The sequence below is a fragment of the Mesocryomonas lacus genome (assembly GCF_055730105.2).
Window position 1 is genome coordinate 621,671 of the sequence record NZ_JBUZWF020000001.1, and the last position, 15,446, is coordinate 637,116.

General features: G+C 59.7%; 14 protein-coding genes and 1 pseudogene. 6 read left to right on the forward strand and 9 right to left on the reverse strand.

The genetic code is table 11. The annotated features are described in order from the left end of the window. Positions 1 to 31 precede the first annotated feature (31 nt). Entirely contained in the window at positions 32 to 715 is a 684-nt protein-coding gene (locus tag ACZLZQ_RS02740; RefSeq protein WP_472948019.1) for an amino acid ABC transporter permease, read from the reverse strand. A gap of 243 nt (positions 716 to 958) precedes the next feature. Here ACZLZQ_RS02740 and ACZLZQ_RS02745 point away from each other — a divergent pair, with 243 nt between their 5' ends. From ACZLZQ_RS02745 to ACZLZQ_RS02765, 5 genes and pseudogenes are all read left to right on the forward strand, one after another. Beyond that, entirely contained in the window at positions 959 to 2,491 is a 1,533-nt protein-coding gene (locus ACZLZQ_RS02745; RefSeq protein WP_472948021.1) for a UxaA family hydrolase, read from the forward strand. A gap of 101 nt (positions 2,492 to 2,592) precedes the next feature. Continuing rightward, entirely contained in the window at positions 2,593 to 3,570 is a 978-nt protein-coding gene (locus tag ACZLZQ_RS02750) for a GntR family transcriptional regulator (protein WP_472948023.1), read from the forward strand. 285 nt (positions 3,571 to 3,855) lie between these two features. Next, the gene (locus ACZLZQ_RS02755; protein WP_472948025.1) at positions 3,856 to 5,568 is read left to right on the forward strand and encodes an AAA family ATPase; all 1,713 of its coding nucleotides are present in this window, start codon (positions 3,856 to 3,858) and stop codon (positions 5,566 to 5,568) included. Next, positions 5,552 to 6,385, forward strand: a complete 834-nt coding sequence (locus tag ACZLZQ_RS02760) for a hypothetical protein (RefSeq protein ID WP_472948027.1) — start codon at positions 5,552 to 5,554, stop codon at positions 6,383 to 6,385. The genes ACZLZQ_RS02755 and ACZLZQ_RS02760 overlap by 17 nt, the downstream gene beginning before the upstream one ends. 73 nt (positions 6,386 to 6,458) lie before the next feature. Then, a pseudogene (locus tag ACZLZQ_RS02765) lies at positions 6,459 to 6,644 on the forward strand (helix-turn-helix domain-containing protein); the annotation flags it as partial. A 34-nt stretch (positions 6,645 to 6,678) separates the two neighbouring features. Here ACZLZQ_RS02765 and ACZLZQ_RS02770 read toward each other — a convergent pair. The 8 genes from ACZLZQ_RS02770 to ACZLZQ_RS02805 all read right to left on the reverse strand — a co-directional run bounded on the left by ACZLZQ_RS02770 (position 6,679) and on the right by ACZLZQ_RS02805 (position 13,795). Continuing rightward, complete coding sequence (locus ACZLZQ_RS02770) at positions 6,679 to 7,050, reverse strand: DUF3768 domain-containing protein (protein ID WP_472948030.1); 372 nt, start codon at positions 7,048 to 7,050, stop codon at positions 6,679 to 6,681. A 12-nt stretch (positions 7,051 to 7,062) separates the two neighbouring features. Then, positions 7,063 to 7,806, reverse strand: coding sequence for a hypothetical protein (locus tag ACZLZQ_RS02775; protein WP_472948032.1), 744 nt, complete (start codon positions 7,804 to 7,806; stop codon positions 7,063 to 7,065). Positions 7,807 to 8,134: 328 nt separating this feature from the next. Next, positions 8,135 to 9,154 carry a hypothetical protein gene (locus tag ACZLZQ_RS02780; protein ID WP_472948034.1) on the reverse strand — a complete coding sequence of 340 codons (1,020 nt, stop codon included), beginning with the start codon at positions 9,152 to 9,154 and terminating at the stop codon, positions 8,135 to 8,137. Positions 9,155 to 9,347: 193 nt separating this feature from the next. Next, the gene (locus ACZLZQ_RS02785) at positions 9,348 to 10,172 is read right to left on the reverse strand and encodes a hypothetical protein (protein ID WP_472948036.1); all 825 of its coding nucleotides are present in this window, start codon (positions 10,170 to 10,172) and stop codon (positions 9,348 to 9,350) included. A gap of 133 nt (positions 10,173 to 10,305) precedes the next feature. After that, entirely contained in the window at positions 10,306 to 11,139 is an 834-nt protein-coding gene (locus tag ACZLZQ_RS02790) for a hypothetical protein (protein ID WP_472948037.1), read from the reverse strand. 62 nt (positions 11,140 to 11,201) lie between these two features. Further along, the gene (locus ACZLZQ_RS02795) at positions 11,202 to 11,450 is read right to left on the reverse strand and encodes a helix-turn-helix transcriptional regulator (RefSeq protein ID WP_472948039.1); all 249 of its coding nucleotides are present in this window, start codon (positions 11,448 to 11,450) and stop codon (positions 11,202 to 11,204) included. Positions 11,451 to 11,579: 129 nt separating this feature from the next. Then, the gene (locus tag ACZLZQ_RS02800) at positions 11,580 to 12,608 is read right to left on the reverse strand and encodes a helix-turn-helix domain-containing protein (RefSeq protein ID WP_472948041.1); all 1,029 of its coding nucleotides are present in this window, start codon (positions 12,606 to 12,608) and stop codon (positions 11,580 to 11,582) included. After that, positions 12,608 to 13,795: a tyrosine-type recombinase/integrase gene (locus ACZLZQ_RS02805; RefSeq protein ID WP_472948043.1), complete on the reverse strand. Its 1,188-nt coding sequence runs from the start codon at positions 13,793 to 13,795 to the stop codon at positions 12,608 to 12,610. The genes ACZLZQ_RS02800 and ACZLZQ_RS02805 overlap by 1 nt, the downstream gene beginning before the upstream one ends. A gap of 293 nt (positions 13,796 to 14,088) precedes the next feature. Between ACZLZQ_RS02805 and ACZLZQ_RS02810 the strand changes: the two genes are divergently transcribed. Then, positions 14,089 to 15,435: a site-specific integrase gene (locus ACZLZQ_RS02810; RefSeq protein ID WP_472948044.1), complete on the forward strand. Its 1,347-nt coding sequence runs from the start codon at positions 14,089 to 14,091 to the stop codon at positions 15,433 to 15,435. The last annotated feature ends 11 nt before the right edge of the window (positions 15,436 to 15,446 follow it).

Genomic DNA, 15,446 nt, shown 5'->3' on the forward strand with positions numbered 1-15,446 from the left:
GTTGCGGGAGCTGCGATCGCTCGGAGGGCGGTCACAGCGGGGTTCCTAGACGGCGGAGCCGCGGGAACGCAACGTTGGCCACGCCGTGCAGGAGGAATCGCAGGGCGGTCGCCATGATCAGGTAGAGCACTGCGATGACGAGGTAGACCTCGAAGCCCCGGAACGTGAAGGACTGGATCTGGTAGGCGACGCCCGTGAGTTCCTCGGCCGAGATCTGGGACATGATCGAGGTGGCGAGCATCATCAGGATGAATTGGCTGACAAGTGCCGGGTATACGCGCTCGGCGGCCTGCGGAAGCTGGATGTTCCAGAAGAGCTGGCTGCGGCTCATCGCGAGGCAGGAGCCCGCCTCGAGCTGGCCGCCGTGCACGCTCTGGAAGCCCGCCCGCATGATTTCGGCGGTGTAGGCGCCGACGTTGATCACCAGCGCGACCACAGCGGCGTTCGTTGGGCCGATGCGGGCGCCGAGGATGGCGAGGCCGAAAAACAGCCAGAAGACCTGGATGATGAGGGGGGTGTTGCGGATGCCCTCAACGTAGACGGTCACGACGCGCTGGACCCACTTGGGACCGTATAGCCGGCCGACCGCGCAGGCGGTGCCGAGAGCGAAGCCGGGAATGATCGATATGGCCGTCATCCAGATGGTCAACCACACGCCGTTGCCCAGTTCGCTATAATAGTCTGGCAGAAAGCTGAAATCGAAAACGTAAGACACGGCGCATCCTCACGCAGGAAGTAGTCCCACGTCGCTACAGTCTACGATGTAGATGGAAACCCATCACGGCGACTTAGCGTTAACGCCTAGGTGCCGCAATCCTTTTGACGAAACATGCAACCTCCTCCCAAAGGCTTGTCACCCGAAAGCAATTCGACTTGACAAATCCATGGCTAACATGGATGGCTATTGCTTGCAATAGCCATTTGGAACGCCTCCAAGCCCACCCCGAGGAAATGCCCGATGTCTGCCATCACCACTCCGCTACCTGCCATACGCCTCAACATGAAGGACAACGTCGCCGTCGCGCGATCGGCCATCTCGGCCGGCGAGAATGCGGGCGACGTGTTCGTCACCACGGATGTGCCGGCCGGCCACAAGCTAGCGCTGGGGCCGATCATACTGGGCAGCGACGTCGTGAAGTACGGCCAGGTGATCGGCTTCGCGACCCGCGACATCGCTCCCGGCGAGCACGTGCACCTCCAGAATATGGCCATGCACGACAGCGCGGTGGTGCATCAGTTCGCCGCCGATGCCCACGCGACCCCGCTGCTGCCGGAGTCCGCGCGGCGCATCTTCATGGGTTACAAGCGGACTGACGGCCAGGTAGGCACGCGGAACTACATCGGCATCATCTCATCGGTGAACTGCTCGGCGACGGTGTCGAAGGCGGTCGCCGACCGCTACAACCGCGGCGGTGGGCTTGCAGGCTTCCCGAACGTCGACGGCATCGTGGCGCTGACCCACGGCACCGGGTGTGCCATCAGCATGAAGACCGAGGGCTACCAGTACCTGATCCGGACGCTGAGCGGCTACGCGCGCAATCCGAACTTCGCCGGCATCCTGATGATCGGACTGGGATGCGAAACGAACCAGATCAGCTTCATCACCGATAAGTACGGCCTCGAGGAAGGGCCGTTCCTGCGCACGATGACGATCCAGAACCTCGGCGGCACCCGAAAGACCGTGGAGGCGGCGTCCGCGATCATCGATGAGATGCTCCCGGCCATCAACGCGATGCAGCGGACGGAGCAGCCGCTCTCCGGCCTGAAGCTTGCCCTCCAGTGCGGCGGCTCCGATGGGTATTCCGGCATCTCCGCCAATCCGGCGTTGGGCCTCGCCTCCGACCTCCTCGTGCAGCATGGCGGCACGGCAGTCCTCTCCGAGACGCCGGAGATCTACGGTGCCGAGCACCTGCTGACGCGTCGGGCGACCTCGCCGGCGGTCGCGCAGAAGCTGATGGACCGGATCGACTGGTGGCAGGGCTATACCGAGCGCCACGGCGCGGAGCTCAACAACAACCCGTCGCACGGCAACAAGGCGGGAGGCCTGACGACAATCCTTGAGAAGTCGCTGGGTGCAGTGGCCAAGGGCGGCTCGATGCCGCTCGAGGCCGTCTACGAATACGCGGAGATCATCGACAAGACGGGCTTCGTCTTTATGGACACGCCCGGCTACGACCCGGTCGCGGTGACCGGCCAGGTGGCGGGCGGCTGCAACATGATCGTCTTCACCACGGGCCGCGGCTCGGTCTCCGGCTTCAAGCCCGCGCCATGCATTAAGGTCGCGACCAACACCGCGATGTTCGAGCATATGGACGAGGACATGGACATCAACACGGGCGGCATCGTAACCGGCGACGACACGATCGACGCTGCCGGTCACCGAATATTCGAGAAACTGATCGCCGTGGCCTCCGGCGAGAAGACGATGAGCGAGACCTACGACTACGGGGACAACGAGTTCGTCCCGTGGCAGCTCGGCGCGGTCACTTGAGCCGGCTGAGGCCATAAGCTTCGAAGCGTCGTGACAGTCGGCGGACTTCACTCTACCACTTCGGCCGGGACGGACATGTTTTGAGAACGGGTGAGCAGATTTTGGTCGCGTTCGAGCGGAAGCCAGCCTACGCGAGCATGACGGAGACGCTCCGGGAAAGCATGGCCCGAGGAAGCATCCCGGCAGGGACCGTGATCCTCGAGAGCCATCTCGCGACCCTCTTCAACTCGAGCCGTGCGCCCGTCCGACAGGCGCTGGCGACCTTAGAGAGCGAGGGCCTCGTCGGCCGCTTCGCAGGACGCGGCCTAGTCGTCGGTCCGGGTTCGGCGCCGTCGCGCATCCCTATCACAAAGGAAATGCTGGCGCGGTCTTCGAGCGACGGCCTGCTACCGGACGTCGATCCGGCCGACGCCATCTACTACGCGGTGGAGCGCAACATCATCCTGCACTCGCTGTTCGGCGGATACCGGGTGAACGAGCTGGCACTCGCCCGCGAGTACGACATCAGCCGCCTCGCCGCGCGCAACATCCTGCTGCGCGCCCAGGGCCTCGGGATCGTCGGCAAGGGCGAGAAGTCCCACTGGTGGATTGTCCCCCTCAACCTCGATCGCATGGCGGCACTGTACGAACTGCGCGCGATCCTCGAGCCCGTCGCCCTCGGCAACGCCGCCGCGCGGATCCCCATGGCGCTCGTCGAAGAGATCTTCGATCGTCACCGAGACGCCATCGAGCGTTTCCCGGAGGTAGACATCGCGACGCTCGACGAGCTTGAGGACGACATCCACGTGAAGCTGCTCGGGCACTCCACCAACCCGGAGATCGTCGAGGCGCTGAAGCGGGGCCGCGCGCTGTTCGTGTCGACCAAGCACATCCAGATCGCCCTCCGGCGGACCGCGCTGATCGATCCGTTCCTCGACGAGCACCTGTCGGTGGTGGAGGCGTTGCGGGAAGGCCGGGTGGAGGCGGCCCAGCAGTGCCTGCACGACCACCTGCGGGCGTCGAACGCGAAGTCGCTCTGGAACCTCGCCAGCTTCAACGAAAGCCAGAAGGTCGAGCCCGTCGACTATATCCTAACTTAGTGGCTACGTAGGGCCGAAAGCAGCCTGTCAGCCTTTAGCTCATCTAGATGCAATAGTGGTCATCGCGATGACCAGCAGTCGCATTTCGCGCTTCGCTCCAACCGCTGCCGCGTCCTAAGGCGCATCGAGCGTGCCACGCGGGACAGACGTGCGACTCCTGGCGGCTTCGCAGAGTCCGCCGATGTGCAAACCGCTGGTCCCCCGCGTTCCTCTGGTTCTTCGGCTAGACTAGCGTACAAAGCTGGCCAAAGAAGCTGCCAGTCCTTAACGCACGCGAGGCTGACCGTGAAAATCATCTACCGCTCAAGAACGGACCATAAGCGGCAAGCGGGAGGCGGGCCGGAGCCTGTTCTCCAGCTCTCGTGGAATAACTGGGACGACTATAGCCATAAGACTAGCCTGGTTGCCCATCTCCAGCTCGCCGACGGGGAGCGACAACTCGACCCGATAAAAATTCTTGTTGCGGGAAAGAGCTTCACGGCGAACTATTTTGAAAAGCTCATCGAGAGCGGGTGGGATGGAGTCTTCCCCCCGCCGGACACGCACTACATCTCCAATCCCAGCGGGATTACTTTCTACGAAGAACTCATCGCTATCGCCGGGCAGGACGCTGCGCTGAGTGCGGCCGAGACGCTGCATGACGCGTCACTACTGGCTCGAGTGCGCGACGATGAGGAAGCTTTGGGACTGATCGCCTTATCCGAGTTCCGCTCTTCGCTGCTGCGCGAGCGTGGAAGCCAACGGGCATTCAACGAGGGCTGGAAGCTGTTCACCGGCGAGGATTCGACGGTCGAAGACTTTCGCTTCGCATTTCAGGATCGCGACGGGACCATACAGACGATCCTATTCGAGTTCGGATCGGAATCATTGCTGCCCCATGACGTCAGCCTTCTGATTGGCCCAAACGGGGTCGGGAAGTCGCAACTCCTCTACCAGTTTGTCGAACATTGGCTCCAGGCAGGCGGTCCGCCGGACACTGGATTCGAGGCAGCTCCAAGCTTCGGGCGGTTGATCGCAGTGTCGTATAGCCCGTTCGAGCGCCTGCGCGTCGACACCGAAGGCCTCAAGCTCGCGGATCGGGCAGTCTACCAGTATTTCGGGCTGCGCGGCCGAAGCGGCCCGCGCACCACTTTGTCGCTCGACCATGCCCGTGAGGCCGCGGTCCAGTCCCTCATCAGCTGTGCGCGGGACGACCGCCGTTTCAGCGGGATCAAGGCGTGGTCCGAGAAGCTGTGGACCCTGCACCAGGTGCTGGGTGAGGCCATCCAGTTCGATTTCGCGACGGTCGAGGTTCCCGCGACCACGAACAGAGAGACGTTTGAAGTCGCGCTTGAGGGGTATCACTCGCCTCTGGTCGAGGTCCCCGACGTCGATTCCGACGGCAAGGCCATCACACGCCGCTTCGTTCGCATCGATCACGATACCGCCGGAAATCTCAACCTTGAGGCGGTGAAGCGTCACGCCAAGATCGTATCGGGCGTTTCGCTGTTCCGAAATGGGCAAATCCTGGAGATGAGTTCCGGGCAGCGACTCTTTTCGTACTTGGTGATCAACCTCCTCGGGTCGATCCGGCGCAACAGCCTCGTCATCATCGACGAGCCGGAGCTTTTTCTCCATCCGACGCTCGAACTCGCCTTGGTCACAATGCTCAAATCGATCCTCGCCCAATACGATTCAAAGGCCATCGTCGCCACGCATTCGCTGGTGCTGGTTAGGGAGGTACCACGCGATTGCGTCCATGTATTCGAGCACACCGATGAGGGGTTGTTCATCAAGCGCCCGCCGTTCCAGACGTTCGGCGGGGATATCCAGCGTATCTCGACCTATGTGTTCGGCGACAATTCGGTATCCAAGCCGTTCGAACGGTGGATCGAGGAGGCGGCAAAGGCCGTAGGCGGCCGTAAGGAGCTACTTGCGCGCTTCGCCCCCGAAGATCTGAACGAGGAGCTTCTGATCGAGCTCGGCGACGAAGTAGGTATCGATGATCCGGCTGCCTAAGCCCGTTATCGATATCGCTTCCTATGTAAGCGAGGTCGTTGCCGAGCGACAAAATGGGATAAACGCGGCCTTCTTCGCTGGGATCCAGGCGAAGTGGACCACCCGGTGTCAGGGTTATGATACGAAAGCAGGCGATCCAAGCCAGTTGCCAACCTGGGCAACCGCACTTGCACAGGCGACTTCCTTCAAGACCCTCTATGCCTCGCCTGCCGAAGAGGCCGCACAAGCGCCGATCCTGAAGACGCTTCGCGATCGCAGCCTCACCCTGTGCCCGATGTGCGGCGAGGGCGGGACGCCCAATACGCTTGATCACTATCTGCCCAGGCAGGACTATCCCGATTTCGCCATCCTGCCGCTAAACCTCGTACCGGCGTGCGACATCTGCCAAGGGCATAAGCTCGCGCGCTATTCCGGGCCGAATGGCCGGCTGTTCCTCCACCCCTATTACGATGCGTTTCTGGAAGGACCGGTCGCGGCGCTGCGCATACACCCGCCCTATAATGCGCCGACGCCCGAGCTGCTCTGCCATCCCGGGGTGCCGGCGGCGGCCACTGATGTGGTGACCCGCCACCTTGACGAGCTGCAGCTCCATTCCCGGTTCAAGTCCTCCTTCAGGAAGGAATATATTCGCGTGCTCCGGCACGCGGCGAGGATGCGCAATCGCAATCGCGACGTGCACGCGGCCTTCGAGGACCTGCGCGAGCACGCCGCAGACAGGTCGGTGAACAGCTGGGAGCATATCCTATACGATTCCGTTGTGAACAATACTGAACTGATAGCGTACTTAGCAGCAGGACAATTGCCGAACTACCTATAGCCGGGAAAACCTCCGCCCTTCAGTCGCTTGACTTGGGCGCGAGGAGCTCGCGCCGCCGACCTTTGCGCTTGCCGCAAACGTTGACCGCTCGTACGTCGGCAGGGTCGAGCGTGGCAGCGAGAACGTCACGATCTCGACCTTGGAACTGCTCGCCACAGCCCTCGACGTTCCAATCTCTCGACTGCTGCTGAAACCCGAAGCAGGTGAACCGAAACCGTCGCCCTTGCACTCGGGGCGAAGAGCCGTCCCGAAGTGTTGAGCTGCCGACGCGGGGGCACGGTTGAGGATCATCCTCAGTACTCGTCAGCGCGCATGATCGTGAGCACACGCGCCGTGACGGCAGGGTCGCCGGGATCTGGCGAGGCATAGGTGAAGTTGCGGTCGTAGTCGTCGATCTTCCAGAAGTACCGGACCCCGTCATGTTCGACCGTACCGAAGTCGTGGTCGCCATAGGGGTCGCATCCGCTTGTGAACGCGTCGAAGCCACGAACAGCATCGAGTATGGCCAGCCGGTCGGCATGGTCGAGGCTGGCGACACCGGCGGTCAGCATGACCTGCCCACCGGTGAATGTTTGACGTAGGGCGTCGTTGATGGCGGCGGTGGGGCTGAGACCCGCCGCAACCCGCTGAGACTGACCGTGGTTGGCGAGGGGCGTCAGGCGCATCATTGATCCCCCTCACGCCGCTGCATGATCGGGGTGGAGAAGGCCGAGGTGACGACGATGGCGCACCAAGGTCGCCAGTTCAGGCCAGTCGCGCCAGCGAACCGTGAACAGCGCGTCTTCATGGGCCTCGACGACGACGGCTTCGTACCAGCCGTGCCCATCGCCCTCCGACATGAGAACGAGGCTGCCGACGACGATGGCCGACCAATCTAATGGAACGGTCGGTGCCTTGGTGTTAGGCTCGCCTGTACCGCTCGCCTCGGATGCCGCAGCCTGACGTTTCTGACGGTCACTGGCGGCTTCCCCGGTACTGCGGCTAGCCATGGCACCCGCCGCAGCTTCTCTCAGCGCAGGCGCCCCTTTCGGCATTGCCTGCAGCGCCGCTCTTGCCGATGGATCAAGGTGCGTGGAAAGGTCATCGAAGGTTGCCGCCTTGACGAACGGCACGAAAGCTTTGCCGCTGGCGAACACCCGACCATGGGGCAATGACGCGGCGGCTCCGCGTATAGCGTCGCTAGTGATCTCCAGCGCCTGCATGCCCATGAGGCCTGCTGCCTTTGTGGCGAGGGGGGCCTCGGAAGCCGTGAAATAGGAGCCATGAGTCTTCCCGGCGTCGTCACGGCCCAGCACGATCAGCGTTGCGGTGGCCGGCAGTTCCTTCGAAGATTTGGCAGCGCGCGGCTGAGCGATCAAATGGGGCGACATGCCGTTTGCCGATGCCGTCGATGTTGCGGTCTGTGCAAGGGTGATGGTCAAGTGAGTTCTCCTGAAACAAAAAAGACCCCGAGGGGGCCTTTGGCGAGATGATCGAGGGGTGAGGCTAACGGCGCGCACGTTTGCCGCTTTGCCGCGACGTCGGCATGTAATGGCGTATGAAGATTGGCATTGTAGGGCACTCCCGAAGTCGTTCGGCACAAGCCGCACCACCACGATGCGGCTTAACGAATAATTACAGCTTATAATATTATATTAATACTGTCAAAGATCAGTGTCGACTGTGTCTAATTGCCCAGAATTCTTAGCGAGTGTCTGGGCCTCCGCCAAAAGACTTAGGTGGTGGTTCAGTTACTGCTTAGCCCAACGTTCAACTACCCGGTGAAAGAGCGATCCGGGAGCAAACTGAGCCCGCCGGACACCAGCGATCTCGGCAGCGATGGCGATCATCGATCTGCCGGCCGTTGCAGATGTTACGTTCGTCTGCAGCGCAGAAGCGCCAGATCGATTGCTGAATGAAGCGAGGGAAGACGGCCGGGTAAGTTGAATTAAAAGCCCGGGCGTCGACGCGGTGGGCGATACCTTCGATAATGGCCGCACAGCCGCGTTCCGCGTAGCACCCCGGCCCGTAGGCATGCTCGGCTCCGAAGCGCTTCAGGACCCCCGTGCGGGCCAGGAAATTGTGCACCAGTGTATCAATGGCGATCATCGAAGCGCCGGTCGTTACCCAGCGCTCGCGGTTGGGGTCACCGCCGATCAGGAGGTCGGCCAGTGCCATCGAAAGAACCTTGTGGGACACGCCGAAGATTTGACTTAACGGGCCGAGCAGCGCGTCCCGCATCATCTCAGCGCCAGGAGGGCTGCCAACCTCGTCAGCTTCCGCTAGACGCCTGTCGATCCAGCCGACAAGATCGCTGTCACAGACATCGCGCATAAACAGAAAGAGGCTGTACGCGCCCTGACTAAGACGACCATTCCGAAGCGGATGCCTCGGCAGCGGGCACCGAGGCATCAAGTCGGGTGAAGCGCATGACTGTGCCATTTTGCGGTAGCCGCAGTCGGCAAATTGCCAGTAGCTTTTAAGACGCTCACAGGCCGAGCCTGTCTCAAGCATGCCACCGATATCTGCCCACCGAACCGGCCCATGCTTCGCCGTAAAATCTGCGGCGTTCGCATCGGAAATTCCCTGCATCTGGAACATCGCCAGCAGCCAGTTGAAGAGCGCAGGGGTATCGTGCTCGCTGACCGCCTGTGTAATACCGTCTTGCTCAAGACCCGTTCGAAGTGCGGCGACGAGGTCGTGATTACCCAGAACTAATGCCGGTCGCACGACGGAGAGGGCGTGTTCTATTGCCGTTGGTTTGGAAGGAAATGGTTTGATCGCGGTCATGAATGACCGGTAGCAGGGGCTCAATGGACGCGGTCAAGCGCCGGCTGTTGGGAGTGGTCACCCTTACCTGTATACCAATACCAACTACCCCCAACGCCCACGACGCAACCCGCAACACCAAGCAGCTGGCACCCAAGGCCATCAACGACCCGCCCGGCACCAGCTGCTCATATTTGGTGTTATCACTGCCCCCTTAGAGGAGGTGAAGCTTTCCGTGAAATCGCTTCATCCCTCGGATGAAGATACGGCTTGCTGGAGACTGGCTCAAAAGCCAGAGATCGTGTTCGACTAGGTGCTGGACCGGAATGCGTCCGGGCTGGCTACCGCGGTTTCCATGCCGGTCACGAAACCGGGTATTAAACTCTGGACCCCTCTTACTACTGTAAGCTAGCACATTGTGAAGGCGGGTTACTGGTTTCACGACCACTGGTCTTCGACGCTTGGTATTGCTGGTTTCCTCTGCAGACGCCGGCATGGACGGTCGCAGAGCGTCCACAATCGCTCTCTGAGTTGCCCAAGTTGCCATGACGAGGTGAAGGTGCAAACTCCAGGTCTCCCGTCCATTCTCTTCTTTCTCTAACGCTACCTCGAAGAAACCAAACATGATGTCGCCATCGAAGAGGTTTCCTGCTTTGTTAATCTGCCGACGTAAAGCCAACTGCATCGCACTAAGGCTCGCTGACTTCAGATCGCCCAGATCGTACGACCTTGTGGGATAGATGACAGTGACGAACTGCAGCGGTTTCCCGGTTCGCTTCATAAGCCGAGCGGCCTGCAGAATCAGGTTGTTCACAAGCCCCCGATCTCCAAACCAGCATGCCGCCGAACAACCAGCCAGTCGGCATTTCGTCGGGCGGCACTTCATCAGACGTCGACACACCCTGCTTTCAACACCCGCATTCGCAAAACGGCTTAGCATGCGCTGCTGATGGCTATGCAATTCGGAGATCGCACAAATCTGTTGAGATCCTTTATTTTTGAGCTTTCGAATATCATTCTCTGTGTCTTTTACGATCATTGCGAACCTGTCCTTATATTTTTGTTTCAGACATAGCTTCGCCGTTCCCTGAAACCGGGCATATGAAATTATAGATTATCTGGGGAAGGCGAAGCTTGTTTTGATGTTTTCTTAGAGATACAGTCCTGAGCGGCTACTCGTCATCGACCAGATCAATTGCTTTGACGTCGCGCCATTCGTCTTGCATAGCTCCGTAAGAGACGTGGATAAATCCCGTCCCGTTCGGCCGATTAGTCGCTTGATGCATTTGCTTGTCAGTCAATTCAACGAGAAGATATCGACTGAGATCAATTTTTAACGACTTTGCTTTTGAGGTCTTGCTATTGCCGTTGTCGCCGACTTGATCGTTTGTGGCGGCGACGGCCTTGGCCGTCGTTTTGGGTCGCGGCTTCTCGGGATGGGACGGAGGATCACTGTCGGCCATTGCGCCAGATCCATCGGCAATAGCGTCCTCTTCGTCGTCGCCGTCATTTGTGCTGGACGGAGCAATGAGGGTCGGACGGCGAGATGCTGCGGCCGCAGCTGCCTGAACCCGGGCCAGCTCCTCGAGGCCCCCTCCGGCATGAATGCAGTCGTAGATATCTTCGGCAGGAACTTCTTTGTCGAAGAACGGCCTCAGTGCTCTTTCGTGCGCACATCCACGGCCATAGACAACCCCTTGTGCGGGCGCCTTATAAAAGAACAGAATTGCATGGCGCAGAATGTGTTCAGGTTTGCGTCGCTTTCTCTCTCCCTTATTCCACTGAGGAAGGCTATAAAACCTCCTCGTTAAATCAGGATCATGCTTCGCCTTCAAGGCGAAGCCGTAAACCCCAGCAAGCTTACGATACAATTCTTCGTGGTAACCCTTGTCAGCGATGCCGAAGCTTTCCCGCCATTCGATCATCGCGTTGATGGGGTTCTGCTCCAGCGAGCCCAGCATCGCGATCTGCTCCGCTCTCTTAGTAGGAGACATAAGATTCATCATCGTAATATCCTTCCGAAAAATTCGGTTACCGAATAATTCCGTGTTTGCAGTCGAGGGGAGGGTTACTTGCAGCCGTCGAAGCTAGCGATCAAATTCGCGATGTCTTCGCGGCGCCACGCCGTGGTGCGGGGGCCGAGCTTTACGGAAGCGGGGAAGCGGCCGGAGCGGACGCCTGCCCACCACGTCGAGCGGCCAACAGGAATTGGGCCATCGGGTGCAAGGATTGCCTTAAGCCGCACAAAGCCACCTCGCTGAGGCATTTCGGTCGCGGCGGCTTCAGCTGGAAAATATGAAGGCGCTTTCACTTTCATCTCCTTGTTGGGCGGTCTCTGTTGACCGCCAGGAGAAGATGCCGGATTGCCGGCGCGCCTCGAACTCAGGTTAATTCTCAGATGACATTTTCATTATTGAAATCAAATGCTAAACAGCATTTTTAGGCTTTACGACTCGTACAGTGCCTCTTCGAGCTTGTCGATTGTGCGCTGAGGGAGAGGCCGTGGGCTGAAAGGCATTTTCTCTAACTCGTCTGGAAACTTAGGAAATTTCATCCGACTCCACGCTCGAGCATCGATGACGCCTCGCAGATGTGCGATGGCAAATTTGCATCGGCCCATGTATTCCGCCACCTGATCGCTGTGGCCGAGTAGGTCATTTACGGCTTCAACAAAACCGGGGGCTATCGGGTCGAACTCCCAGTCGAGATTGCTGTGCGACTTCTCGACATACCAAAAGGGTGCTGCAGCACCACCCTTTGACCAGCTTTTCTTGAAGGTCGACTCTGAAACAATCCAGTTATAGCGAAATGCGTTCTTCCGAGTAAGTTGATGAAATTTGGCAAGGCTGGCGTTCTTTCGCTTATCGTCGCTCTTATTTCGGAAGGCAAAGAAGAACCATACCGCATCGGTTAAAACATCATTTTCAGTAAAGGGTTTTCCATCGATATTGTAGATCGAGAAAGTAGGAAAATCGATGAACTCAGGGGAGCACATTCGAGAAAGCGTGGTTAGCGAGATGTTCTGATGAATAAGCCCCTGCTGTTTGGCTGACAGAGATAGTATGCTGTCCGTGGATGCCACCCTGCTCAGATAAGAGGTGAGGCAACACGCGACCCCGACGTCGTGATAGGCCGTTGTGGTCGGCCACCTGAGCCAGACCGCGAAGCGGAAAATTGCCATGAGGCGAGCTTCCCAGCTCTGATCGCCAAAACCTGAGAGTATCCTGATAGCGGCGCTAACACTGCTGAGGCTGTCGTCGACTGTTTGTGTTGCGCTGATTTTGTCGGCGTCCGCTATCCAGCGATATGCGGTGGAGAGCGAAACGCCCAGCGCAGCAGCTGCCTCAGCGGCCGGCTCTTCTCGCTCCCGACTTTCTCGGAAGGCATAAAGTAGTCGTGCCTTCTCCGCAGCTGAACGCTTCGTCGGACGCGGGGCCGCTAAACTAGTTCGGATGGGTTTCTTTCGAAACGACATTAGGCGTTCCTCGGTTCTTCGACGAAGAGCGACCACTGATCCATCATTGCCCGCCGCTTTTCGAGAAGGTCGCCACGTCGATATGCAGCTTCTACCTTGTTGCTGACCTCATGGGCCAGCGCTGCCTCGGCAACCTCGCGCGGGTAATTTGTGGTCTCAGACGCCCAATCGCGGAATGATGATCTGAAACCATGAGCGGTTATCGTAACCTTCATCCTGCGGAGCACCATCAGAAAAACCATATTCGACAGCGGCTTGTCGCCGGATCGCCCGGGGAAAATGTATTCGCTGCCGGCCCCTAGCGCCTCGACTCTCTCCACAATTTGCAGACTGCGCGGGCTTAGTGGCACTCGATGGATGCGCCCTGCTTTCATGCGTTCGCCCGGCACAGTCCACAGCGCGGCCTTACTGTCTATCTCGTCCCACCGCGCTCCCAACACTTCGCTTGTACGTGCCGCGGTGAGGATTAGAAACTCAAAAGCCAACCGGGACAATTCGGCGTCGCCCGACGACCGCAGGAGCGCCACGAATTTCGGCACCTCCTGGTAAGGCAAAGCGGAATGGTGGTTCTTTCTGTCTCCCTGCTTGGGAAGGCCCTTGGCAACACCGGCGATAGGATTTTCGGTGTCCCGGTGCCCAGCTGCCTTCGCCCAATCGAGCACTGTTCCTATCCTCTGCCTGACGCGCCGAGCGGTCTCCTGTTTGGTCAGCCAGATCGGAGAAAGTACGAGCAGGACGTCCGGGGTGTCGATCTTATCAACCGGCTTTTCGCCGATGAATGGGCAGGCGTACTGTTGAAGCGTGTTCCTCCACTGCTGAGCATGCTTGGCATTTTTCCAAGTCGACGCGTGCTCCGCGTGAACCAGCTCAACTGCTTCGGTAAAGGTCGGCATAATCCTGCGCACCTTACGACGCTCAGCGAGGGGATCGCCGCCTTCGCGGGCGAGCTTGCGGAACTCCAGCGCCTTCTCCCGCGCCTCTGCCAGCGAAACCAGAGATGCACCGCCGAGCCCTATGTCGCGACGGTTGCCCTGTATTGTGACCCGTAGCAGCCATCGGCGAGCGCCCGACTTATCGACGACGAGGTATAGCCCGTTGCCATCAGCGTAACGTCCCGGTAGCTTTATGTTTCGAACCTGGACCGCAGTAAGCGCCTTATCTGGATGTCGTCCCGTTCGCTTCGCCATCGTCACCCCACAAATTACCCCACATGGTATTGCGGATGTTGGAAGATATCAACGGATCGCGTTGGACAACGTGAATGAAATAAACATATGATATCGTTGCCGATAATTGACTTCTCTGATCTTCCTTGGCCGCTAAGTCGGCGGACCCTCTCTCCGCCAGTATCCAACCTCTAAAATTAGCCTGAAATGCCTGCAAATGCGGGGCTTGCTGGCTTACACGGCCGACCGCGATCCTTGACGCGCAGCGGTTTGCGGGTCATTTTGCCATACAAATCGACGTACAAGGCAATCCAGTGGCGAAATCATCCCTGCCGAAATGGCTACAGTGGCGGGGTGACCGGCTTCACTATTATCGCCGGGTGCCGACCCGGTACGCGCACCTTGATCAGCGTCGTTTCGTCACCGCATCCTGCGAGACGGACGACGTCGGCAAGGCGGTCATCGCTCGCGACAGACTGAACGCCATCTTCGAAGAGTTCTGGACGACGCTGTCGCGCAGCGAGGATCCGGACGCTCGGCAGAAACACCTGGCCGCGATCGACCGGGCCCGCGTCGAGGGGTTCACCTACATCCCGGCGACTAAGCTGCTCGACGGTCCGGACGAGGAGATCATCCGTCGCCTGGTGCAGCTTGGCTTCAGTCAGAAAGCCGCCCTGCGTGACCCCGAAGCGAAAGCACCGGCCGACGAAAAGGCGGCGACGGTTTCCCTGCTTGGCCTGGCCAAAGAGCCCGAGCTGACGTTCAGCCGCCTCGTGGAGACGTACGAGGACCTGACGAAAGAGCAGCGCCGCAATATGTCGGACATGCAGCGGCACAAATGGCGGCTGCCGCTGACCCGGGCGACGAAGAACATCATCACCGCGCTGAACGGGGACCGGGCGATATCGTCCTTCTCGCGTGCCGATGCGCTCGAGTTCCGAGACTGGTGGTACGAGCGGATCATCGACGAGCAGCTGTCGGTGGAATCGGCGAACAAGGACATCACCCATATCGGAAAGATGATCGCGATGATCTCCGATCGTCACGACCTCGACCTGCCTCGGCGGTTTCGCGCGCTGCGCTTCGTCAGCAATGACCGCACGACGCGCCCTCCCTTCAGCAAGGAGCACATCCAAAAGGTGTTGCTCGCGCCCGGCGCGCTCGACGGGCTTAACGCTGGCGCCCGTGGCGTTGTCCTCGGCATGGTCAACACTGGCGCCCGGCCGTCCGAGCTGGCGGGGCTCCGGCCGGAAGACATCCACCTGGACGCGGAGATCCCGCATATCACGATCGCCGCCTATAGCGGCCGGGTGCTGAAGACGAAGTTTTCGGAGCGAGTGCTGCCGCTAGTTGGGCCATCGATCGATGGCGTCCGCCTCATCCTCGACAGCAAGGGGCAGTATCGCGACAGGGGCGGCCAGCTCTCCGGTGCGGTGAACAAGTTCCTTGACGAGAATAGGCTGCTTGAGACGCCGGACCACGTTCTCTACTCGCTGCGCCATTCGTTCAAGGACAGGCTGACGGATGCCGATGCTCCCGACCTGATCGACACCGATCTGATGGGGCACAAGTTCGATCGACCCGACTATGGTCGCGGGCCGACGCTGGAAAAGAAGCTCGAGTGGGTACTGAAGGTCGCGATCTACCGGTCGGGCGGGTGACCATTCGGAAC